The organism is Bacillus mycoides, assembly GCF_001757995.1.
GTDB classification, from domain to species: domain Bacteria; phylum Bacillota; class Bacilli; order Bacillales; family Bacillaceae_G; genus Bacillus_A; species Bacillus_A mycoides_B.
Window position 1 is genome coordinate 22,388 of sequence record NZ_LXLV01000068.1, and the last position, 9,830, is coordinate 32,217.

Genomic DNA, 9,830 nt, shown 5'->3' on the forward strand with positions numbered 1-9,830 from the left:
CACCTCAAAATTTGGCTGGAGCGAAGAAGTTAGGTGGGAGATCCACTGTCCGTAAACGCCCGATTGGTTCAACTAATAATCAGTGGGGATGAACAAAATCCCCACTGATTAAAGTTTCACTTTATGAGCAATTTGCTCCATATCCGGACTACAAGTTTGCGACTGACATGACTTATTTAAAGAGCATGCTGCGCATTTGCCCTTTTTGCTTCTCTTTACAAAATTAACTAACGTATATGCTGCATAACCAAAAATGATAGCTCCAATTATAATATTGACCATCACCCTAATACATCTCCTTCTAGAATCCGAGTAAGGATCCAACTTGGTATATAATGAGCGTTAATACATAAGCAACAACGAGCGGATAAACGACAGAGAAAACTGTCCATTTCATCGATCCTGTTTCACGTTTAATAACAGCTACTGTCGCTAAGCACGGAACATATAATAAAATAAAGAACATAAATGCATACGCTGATAGCGCCGTATAATGTGCCCCCATTACATTTCCTAGCACATCTTCTTTAACCGCATAAATAATTGCCATCGTAGAAACGACAACTTCTTTCGCTAAAAATCCTGTTAAAAGGGATGCCGCAGCTTGCCACGTTCCAAAACCAAGCGGTGCAAAAAGTGGTGCGATAAATCCACCAATCATCGCTAAGAAACTGTCTCCCATATCAACACCAAATCCTGATGGACCTGCATAGTTTAATAGCCAAATGACAACAGAACCACCGAAGATGAATGTACCTGCTTTACGAACAAATCCTTTACCTTTTTCCCACGTGCTGAGCCATAACGTTTTCGCTTGCGGCACACGGTAAGGCGGTAGTTCAATTACAAAAATAGATTTTTCTGCTTTTAAAATAGTAAGAGACATAATTTTTGTAACGAGTAACGCAAGAACAATCCCTGCGATGTATAAAGAGAACACAACAGTCGCCTGACTATGAGGGAAGAAAACTCCCGCAAATAATGCATATACAGGTAAACGTGCTGAACAAGACATAAACGGTGTTACAAGGACTGTGAGTAAACGTTCTTTTTCCTGTTCAATCGTTCTCGCTGCCATAATACCTGGGACGTTACATCCAAAACCGATAATCATCGGAATGAACGCTTTTCCGTTTAAACCGAAAAACTCCATAATTCTATCCATAACAACTGCAATTCGTGCCATATATCCTGAGTCTTCTAATAATGAAATGAAAAAGAATAGCGCAAAGATTTGTGGAACGAATACTAATACCGCACCCACGCCGGCAATAATACCTTCTGTAACGAGTGCTTGAATAAAGTCAGACGCCCCAACACTTGTGAGCCCAGCTGTAACCCAATCAGTAAGTTGTCCGCCAAAAAATCCATCAAGCATATCAGATAAAGGTGTACCAATCCACGTAAACGTAACCTGAAAAATAAAAAACATAACTGCTAAAAAGATTGGAAGTCCTAAAATTTTATGTGTAATTAACCTATCGATTTTTTCCGAAAAAGGAATTTTTCCTTCTTTCTCATGTTTCATAACATTTGTTTTTAACTTTTCAATATACGCTTCACGAGTTTTGTAAATATGCTCTTCCAACGTACAATCAAGTTTTCCATCTAAACGAGATCGAATGGCTATAAGTTCCTTATAAATTGGTAGTGCTTTCATTTCTTTTTCTACTACTTCGTTATTGCTTAAAAATTGTAGGGCTAACCATCTCGGATGCTCATAATTCGCTGTCTCTAAAAGAGCGATTACCTCTCCAATTCCTTCATCCATTTGTACACCATATGAAATAATGAATGGCTTTTTCTCTTTTTGTTTCTCTTCATGAAGAGTAGTAAGTAATTCTTCACAGCCTTTTCCGGTTCTTGCGATGACAGGAACGACTGTTACACCTAATGTTTCTGATAACCTTTTTACATTAATAACAATTCCTCTTTGCTTTGCCACATCAACCATATTTAAACCAATTGAAACTGGCTTACCAAATTCAAGTAATTGCAATGTTAAATGCATATTCCGTTCAAATTGAGAAGAATCCACTATATTTAACATATGATGAAATTCATCTGTTAGTAGAAAATTCGTAACGACACCTTCATCACGTGAAACCGGATTCAAATCATACACGCCTGGTAAATCAATTAATGTTCCTTGCTTATCTTTTAATTTACCAACCTTCTTTTCTACTGTTACACCGCTCCAGTTTCCTACATACTCATAAGAGCCCGTGAGTGCATTAAATAATGATGTTTTCCCTGTATTCGGATTCCCTAGCAAAGCAACCTTATTCACGCTAATTCCACCTTTATCATTTTCGCGTCACAATGACGAATACTAATTAACTGCCCACGACACTCCAATGTACAAGGACCTTTAAACATCGCTTTCTGTTTTATGCGAAGTTCGCTTCCTTCCGCCAGACCAAAAGCAGCTAATCTGCGCTTTAATAACTGATCTAACGACTGAATACTTTTTACTAACACTTTCTCACCAATTTTAATATCTACTAAGCTCATAACCTTCCCCCTCAGAAGAGAATGATAATTATTTTCAAAAAAATTATATCATACTCTATTTCAATTGGACTATATCTTTTTGCTTCATATTTATTAACATTTCAATACAATTATATTTCAATAATTGTCATACAAAGTGCATTTGCCATTCTCATCCATTTCGCTTACAATAAACAATAGCAAATAAAGAATCTCGTTATCACAGGGGGAGCCTTACCGCTGAGAGGGAACAATTCGTTCCGACCCTTCGAACCTGTTAGTTAATGCTAACGCAGGGATTGTGCAAACGTCCGAAATACATACCTCTTTTTTATTTACGTATTTCGTATCCTCCTATGATATCTATTCTTTTTTGTACAACTTGGATTTAGGGGGAGACAACATGCGTAACACCAATTTACAAGCGATGATCGAATCTGCTATTCTTGCAGCCTTCGCCATGATTATCGATATTTTACCATTATCACTTAAACTTCCAACAGGCGGTTCCATTTCATTTGCTATGATTCCTATTTTTATTATCGCATACCGCTGGGGCTTCAAAATGGCTTCCTTAGGAGGCTTAATTTGGGGATTATTACAAATTGTCGTAGGTGATGCTTACATTTTAACACCAGTGCAAGCATTCATTGAGTACTTCATTGCCTTTGCCTTTATCGGCTTTGCTGGTTTATTCTATCGTCCAATTCAAAAAGCACTTGCCTCAGACAACAGTAATGCAGAGCATTCCAATTTTGGCAGTCGTAAAGATAAACCAAAACAGAACAAAGGCAAAAAAGCACTCGTTTACATTATACTTGCCACATTTGTCGGCAGCTTTGCACGTTATTTCTGTCACTTTATTGCTGGTATTATTTTCTTTGGTCAATATGCACCTAAAGGACAATCGGCTGTTTTATATTCATTAATTGTAAACGGCAGTACAATGATCGGTTCTTTCATACTATGTACTGTATTACTAATTCTTTTATTTACAACTTCACCACGCTTATTCAAAAGCATCGGTGCTTATCAAATGAATACAAAAAAGAAGAGCGCTTAATTAGCGCTCTTTTTTTATCAAAATTCTCAATGCGTAATATCAATAATAAATACAATAAATGCACAAAAGAAAATAAATACCATCACACCTAGTAAATTGCTATTCACGGCTAATCTACTCCTTACATAACCTCATTTTCTATTCAAAGTATACTGCTCCAAAATAAAGATTAGGTAAAGATAATATGAAATTAAATTAAAAAAGCGTAACATGTATTGTCTACGCTTTTTTCGGTAAATAGAAGTAAAATAACACACCATCTTCAGTATTCTTCACCCCATATTCAGCATTGTGCAGTTCTAAAATGTTTTTTGAAATCGCAAGGCCAAGCCCTGTTCCACCTTGTGAACGTTTCCGTGCCGCATCCACGCGATAAAAACGATCCCAAATCTTATCTAATTGTTCTTCTTCAATGTGAGCACCTTTATTTTCAATACACACTTTTATATGATTCGTCTCGTCTATTGTGGAAATAATAATATCTTCTTTATCTGGTGTATAACGTATTGCATTCGTAATGAAGTTCACGATGACTTGTTCAATTCTATTTTGATTCCCAACCACTTCAGCTGGACATATATGCTTGTGCACACTCAGTTCCTTTTTCTCTATCTCCGATGAAAGCTGTTCACATATTTCTTCAATCACTCCATCTATATAGAAAAAATCCACCTTCATGTTATATGTGCCCGACTCAAATTTAGCTAATTCAAGCATATCCAAAATTAGTATATCCATCTTGTCTACTTCTTTTTCCATCGCCTGAAAATAGTAGTCTTTCTTATGTTCAGCTACCCCATCTTTTAAAATGGAAATACAGCTTTTCATAATACTCAGCGGCGTTTTTAGTTCATGCGATACGCCTGCAATAAATTCCTTCCTTGTGTTTTCTAACTTTCTTTCTTTTTCAATATCTTGTTCTAGCTGTCCAATATGTGAATGTAGTTTATTAGATAATGTATTAATATTTTGCGATAAATCACCAATTTCATCTTTTGAAGTTATCGGAATTTTTTCTGTGAAATCCAAATGTGCTATTTTCTTCGTTGTATTATTTATTTTTAATAATGGTTTTGCAATTTGTTTTGAGTAATAGAACGAAGCTAGAAAAATAAGAATGACTACAAATGCAATAATGTAAATGTAGTAATCTTGCACCATTTGCACAGCCTCGTCTACAGGCTGTAAAGAAGCCATCGCATATATATATGTTACTGATCCGTCTTTTTCTTTTATTGGTTTGATTAATAATTTATATTTTATATCATTTTTTTCATAATCCATTGTTTGTGTTGCATATTGTATTTTATTACTCTCTTTTAGTAATAAATCAGTTTGAAATTCTTTTATGTTATCTAGGAATAAACTATTTTTATAAATTGGATTTACAGATCCTTTTACATCTGGGAGCTGAACTTTCGTAATAGTCCCAAATATATTGAAATCCGAATTTTGAGCAGCCCACTTCTTTTCCTCATCACTCAAAATTCCAACAACTTTTTTTCTTTCCCCATTAATAGAATCTTGAGTAACTTTTGGCGTTTCCTCACTCAGCTTCAGTTCTTTTTCAGCTAAATTCTTACTTAACGGTTTATTAGACCAACTTAAATTCATCTGTGCTAACTGTAAATAATGTGTGACGAAACTGTCGTCTCTTTTCAGTCCATAAAAATAAACTGGTTGTCCTACAAAACTAGGTAGTGTCCCACTTTCAATTTCATCTATATTCATGAGATAGTTCAAAGGAATAATGATTGTTTTTTGTCCCACTTTCTTCTCTTCCCGTCGCTCTAAAGTAATCTCAAAATAAAAATCATCCGCATGTTTTAAATTCCCATTCTTATCTAACGTCGTAATCCACGTATTATTTTCTCTTAAAAAATCTTGCTCCAGTTTCTGAATTCCTTCTGTACTTCCTGCATAATTTAAATAGTTCTTTTCAAAAGAATTTAAATTGACTTTAATATCTTCCACTTTTCGATTCGCATAATATTGCTTAAAAAATATCGTTTGTCCAATAAATATCGTCGCTAAAATCAACATGCACAATGCTGTTGTGAGAGTAAATAATTTTAATACAATCCCTTTTCTCATACATTCCCCTCGAATTTATAACCGGTTCGCACTACAGTTGTAATGTACTTTGCCTTCTCTCCTAATTTATTTCGCAAATTACGAATATGGCTATTAACAGTTCGATCATCACCAGCAAATTCATATCCCCAAATTTTTGAAATTAATTGTTCTCTTGTTAGTACAATTCCTTGATTTTTCATGAAATACACTAATATTTCAAATTCTGTATGTGTTAAAGTAATGTCTGCCTCATCAACAGTAACAGTACGTGACGGAAAATGGACATGAATGCCGTGAATTGATAAAGTATCGTCTTCATTCTCTAAAGGTTTCTTTGTTGCTTTTCTACTTTCCAACAACCTTTTCGCTCTCGCTAATAAAATAGGCGGACTATATGGTTTCGCAACATAATCATCTGCCCCAAGCTCAAACCCAAGTAACGTATCATCTTCATCTACACGTGCCGTCAGCATAATAATTGGAACCCCGGACGTCTTACGAATCCTTCGGCAAACAGACCAACCATCAAGTTCCGGCAACATAATATCAAGTATAACTAAATCGACCTCTTCTTCTTCAAATAAGACTAAAGCTTCTTTTCCGTCTCTCGCTTCAAGAACTTTATATTGTTCACTCAAAAAGTAATCCTTTAATATTTCACGTAAAATATCTTCATCTTCAACAATCAAAATGTTTTTTGACATAATCTATGTCTCCCCCTCTAGCTATAAGAAATTACTATTCAAAGCTCTATAATTTATTTTGAATTACTCGTAATTAACTTTGCCTCGATAATATATCGATCCGGTGCATTCCCTATATAATCAAATGGATAACAAGTCGTCATTGTTAATGTCGGTTCTTCTTTTTTTACAATAACAGTGCGATCATCCGCATGTGTAATCCACATCTTTTGAATTTCATATGTGTACATTGTATTGTCATATTCTAAAATGAGATTGTCTTTTTCTTTAAGCTCCTCTAATTCTGTAAATACAGTATCCCTATGCCCGCTCAGTACAGTATGTCCTCCTCCAGATGGTGTTGTCGTTAAATCACTAACAAACATACCAACCCCTTTTTTCAATGTTGCATCATTTGCTCCCCAATATATAGAAAACTTCTTCTTTATTTTCGGTATATTTAACATAGCTACCTTTTCTCCTTCTTTATTTTGTATTTGAGAAGAAGGTACTTGCGCATTTACTGGTACTTCACTAGAAGGCTGCTTATATGTTTGCTGCTCAAAATTTTTAATCTCTTCCGTCGTCAAATCTTGTGCAGAACTTTTTCCTTTATACCATTCAAAAGAATAATAAGCTCCCATTAATAGACCTACTATCATTAACGTAAACCCAATACGATTTAGAATCGTCACTGTTAATCCCTCCATGCAAAAAATGGTAGGGACATCCTACCATTTTTAATATATGAAATTATCCCATTCTTTATAGGCTAATAAAGATTTTATTTTTATGCCTTCACTTTATTACGACGATTCAATCCAAATAATGTGCCTATTGCTACAAGACATGCACTTAATGCCATCATTGCTACATTATTTGATGCTGTATTTGGTAATTTCTCTCCCTTTACAGCTGGTTTTGCTATTTCCTTTTTCGCTGCATCATTCTTTTGTCCGGCCTGAATTGCTGCTTCTTTTTTTGCAAGGGCTTCCTTTTCTTGCACTTGTAGCGCTACTTCTTTTTTCGCTGTATCTTGCTGCACTTGCGCTTTTATTGCTTCCTCTTTTTTAGCCATATCACTTTTTTCTTGTACTTGTGCCTCTTGCTTTTTCTCTACATCATTTTTTTGCTGTACCTTAATTGCTTCTTCTTTTTTAGCTGCATCTTGCTGCACTTGCGCCGCTTCTTCCTTTGTTAATGTTCCAGTAGAAGCGCTCGCTACTGAAGAATATCCTACTGTTAAAAGTGCCATTGCACAAATTGGTAATAGTTTTTTTTTCATTTTATTTCTCTCCTTTTATACTTTATTCACATCACGTCGCACCGGATGTATTACTAGAATAAACAAGAGATGTAAATATAAGATGCAGATGAAATGGAATTCTGTTAAAGATTTCATTATAAAAAAAGGTTATCCAAAAATAATCTTTTGGATAACCTTTTTTATTTAATCTACACTTAAAGCTTTCTTCCCCATTTGGTTATAAATACTTGCAAACCAACTCTTACTCACTTTCACATTTTTCGTTCCATAGAATGGATCATTATAATACACATAATTATCATCGGCACCTGTTAAAACGACCGCATGAGTATTCATTCGCCCATTAATTGTTTTTCCGCCTGGTGTTTTCCATGTTGTAATTGGTCTAGGATTATTTAGTGCTACAGTTACCCAAGTAACAACCGGTTTTCCATTTCGCACATAATCTTCTAGGACTGAAAAATCATTTCCGGTTAAATTCGTTCCTCTTGCATATTTATCTAACAATCTTTTTAATGGCTCTGGATTAATAGAATATCCTGGCGTATTTCCTGTCACATCACCTACAAACCCTACATCTGGATCTCCCCAAATTTGTGATGATGTTTTATAGTTCTTTAATTTCGTTTGATCAAAAGGCATTTCAAACGCAAATGCTACTTTATTTAATGAGCGACCAATTTGATGTTCCACAAGCATTTGTAAAGAGACTACTTCACAGCCATTGTGTAATTCTGGGAATTGATAAATTGATGGTACGTTCAATACCACTTGACTACGATTAACATTGCCTTCATTAACCCATTTCAAACCATTATTAGTTTGTATTTGAATCCAACCGCCTTCTCTTTCGCCATAAACTTCTACTGTTTGCGGAGAATATTTCCCTGATACACGCGATACAAAACTAGGACTGTCATATGCAAAAAACACTTTAGATAAATACTTTGTCTCCTTTTTCGTGTCCAACCATTGGTATCCTGCATATGTACTTATACGAAGCCACGTTCCTCTTTCTTCTACAACAGTTACTGTTTGTGGTCCATAATACGCTAAAATTGTCGCAGAGCGTGACGGAGCATCATAAGTAGTAAAGTCTCTATCAATCTGTACTTTCTTTTCAGTCAGACATACCCATTTATAGCCTAAACTAGTACGAATTTTAATCCAATCGCCTTCTCTTTCTTCAACAACCGTCACTTCTTGCGGAGTATACTCGCCTGAAATACCCGACGATAATGACGATTCATTATATGTAGCGAAGTTTTTCGTTATATTTACTTTCTTCTCAGTTAAGCACACCCATTTAAAACCCAAATCCGTATGAATTTTTATCCATCCACCGTCTCTTTCTTCATATACTTTTACTTCTTGTGATGCATATTCATTTGAAATACCTGACGATAATGATGGACCGTTATACGTAAAGAAACTTTTCGTTATATTTACCTTTTTCGCTTGTACTTCGCTATCTTTAGATTTATCTGTTACCGCAACAAGTCGCGCTGCCTCCGCACGTGTTATCGATTTGTCAGGTTGCCACTGTGTTCCATCAATACCACTTGATATACCTAATTCTACTAAAATATTAATGAATTTCTCACCCCAATGATCTTTCACATCATTAAATAGTGTCGGTAATTCTCCATTAACTTTCGAATCTAATTGATACGCTTGCACAAGCATTGTTGCCATTGCCGCTCTTGTCATTTGACCGTACGGGTTAAACTTTCCGTTTCCTTCACCTTTAATAACACCTGCCTTTTCCACCGCTGCAATGTAGGAAGATGCCCAATTATCTTTCGAATCTATAAAGGTCGGCTTGTCCCCTTCTTTAACTTCTAATCCTAAAACTTTAGCCATAATTGTAGCCGCTTCAGCCCTACTTAATACGTTATTCGGTGAAAATGTTCCATCCGGCATTCCTGTAATTACCTTTTTATTCACTAAATAAGTAACAGACTCTTCCGCCCACCCTGGAACATCAGGGAATGATTGTGGTGCTGCTTGTAAATTACTCACTGCCCGTTTTAATTCTACTTCTCTTTTTTCCTGTTCTTCCTTTTGCTTTAATTCAAGCTCTTGTTTTTCTTGTTCTTCTTTTTGCTTTAATTCAAGTTCTTGTTTTTCTTGTTCTTCTTTTTGCTTTAATTCAAGTTCTTGTTTTTCTTGTTCTTCTTTTTGCTTTAATTCAAGTTCTTGTTTTTCTTGTTCTTCTTTTTGCTTTAATTCAAGTTCTTGTTTTTCT

At 35.3% G+C, this 9,830-nt stretch carries 9 protein-coding genes and 1 riboswitch; of the genes, 1 reads left to right on the top strand and 8 read right to left on the bottom strand.

The features are described from left to right. Positions 1–108: 108 nt before the first annotated feature. The 3 genes from BWGOE10_RS23990 to BWGOE10_RS24000 are packed head-to-tail and all read right to left on the bottom strand — an operon-like array spanning position 109 to position 2,514. Complete coding sequence (locus tag BWGOE10_RS23990) at positions 109–285, bottom strand: FeoB-associated Cys-rich membrane protein (protein ID WP_070145251.1); 177 nt, start codon at positions 283–285, stop codon at positions 109–111. Positions 286–301: 16 nt separating this feature from the next. After that, complete coding sequence (gene feoB / locus BWGOE10_RS23995) at positions 302–2,290, bottom strand: ferrous iron transport protein B (RefSeq protein WP_070145252.1); 1,989 nt, start codon at positions 2,288–2,290, stop codon at positions 302–304. After that, positions 2,287–2,514, bottom strand: coding sequence for a FeoA family protein (locus tag BWGOE10_RS24000; RefSeq protein ID WP_000060510.1), 228 nt, complete (start codon positions 2,512–2,514; stop codon positions 2,287–2,289). The genes feoB and BWGOE10_RS24000 overlap by 4 nt, the downstream gene beginning before the upstream one ends. Positions 2,515–2,708: 194 nt before the next feature. Beyond that, positions 2,709–2,810, top strand: a riboswitch (TPP riboswitch). Between the two features lie 86 nt (positions 2,811–2,896). Here BWGOE10_RS24000 and thiT point away from each other — a divergent pair. Then, on the top strand, positions 2,897–3,556 hold the full coding sequence (gene thiT / locus BWGOE10_RS24005; protein WP_070145253.1) for an energy-coupled thiamine transporter ThiT: 660 nt from the start codon (positions 2,897–2,899) through the stop codon (positions 3,554–3,556). Positions 3,557–3,775: 219 nt separating this feature from the next. On the opposite strand, the gene BWGOE10_RS24010 is transcribed toward thiT, so the two are convergent. The 5 genes from BWGOE10_RS24010 to BWGOE10_RS24030 all read right to left on the bottom strand — a co-directional run. Beyond that, positions 3,776–5,650: a sensor histidine kinase gene (locus BWGOE10_RS24010; RefSeq protein ID WP_070145254.1), complete on the bottom strand. Its 1,875-nt coding sequence runs from the start codon at positions 5,648–5,650 to the stop codon at positions 3,776–3,778. Continuing rightward, on the bottom strand, positions 5,647–6,336 hold the full coding sequence (locus tag BWGOE10_RS24015; protein ID WP_070145255.1) for a response regulator transcription factor: 690 nt from the start codon (positions 6,334–6,336) through the stop codon (positions 5,647–5,649). Before BWGOE10_RS24015 ends, BWGOE10_RS24010 begins: the two co-directional genes overlap by 4 nt. Positions 6,337–6,389: 53 nt before the next feature. Next, positions 6,390–7,010 (bottom strand): class D sortase, encoded by a 621-nt coding sequence (locus BWGOE10_RS24020; protein ID WP_070145256.1) that lies wholly within the window; start codon positions 7,008–7,010, stop codon positions 6,390–6,392. Between the two features lie 95 nt (positions 7,011–7,105). Next, on the bottom strand, positions 7,106–7,600 hold the full coding sequence (locus BWGOE10_RS24025; protein ID WP_070145257.1) for an LPXTG cell wall anchor domain-containing protein: 495 nt from the start codon (positions 7,598–7,600) through the stop codon (positions 7,106–7,108). Between the two features lie 165 nt (positions 7,601–7,765). After that, positions 7,766–9,830 (bottom strand): S-layer homology domain-containing protein (locus BWGOE10_RS24030; RefSeq protein WP_236736042.1); only part of this gene is annotated, 2,065 nt, incomplete at its 5' end.

Coding starts and splice junctions, on each gene's coding strand:
- BWGOE10_RS24000 (WP_000060510.1), bottom strand. CDS start 2,514: ATGAGCTTAGTAGATATTAAAATTGGTGAGAAAGTGTTAGTAAAAAGT.
- BWGOE10_RS24015 (WP_070145255.1), bottom strand. CDS start 6,336: ATGTCAAAAAACATTTTGATTGTTGAAGATGAAGATATTTTACGTGAA.
- thiT (WP_070145253.1), top strand. CDS start 2,897: ATGCGTAACACCAATTTACAAGCGATGATCGAATCTGCTATTCTTGCA.
- BWGOE10_RS24010 (WP_070145254.1), bottom strand. CDS start 5,650: ATGAGAAAAGGGATTGTATTAAAATTATTTACTCTCACAACAGCATTG.
- BWGOE10_RS24025 (WP_070145257.1), bottom strand. CDS start 7,600: ATGAAAAAAAAACTATTACCAATTTGTGCAATGGCACTTTTAACAGTA.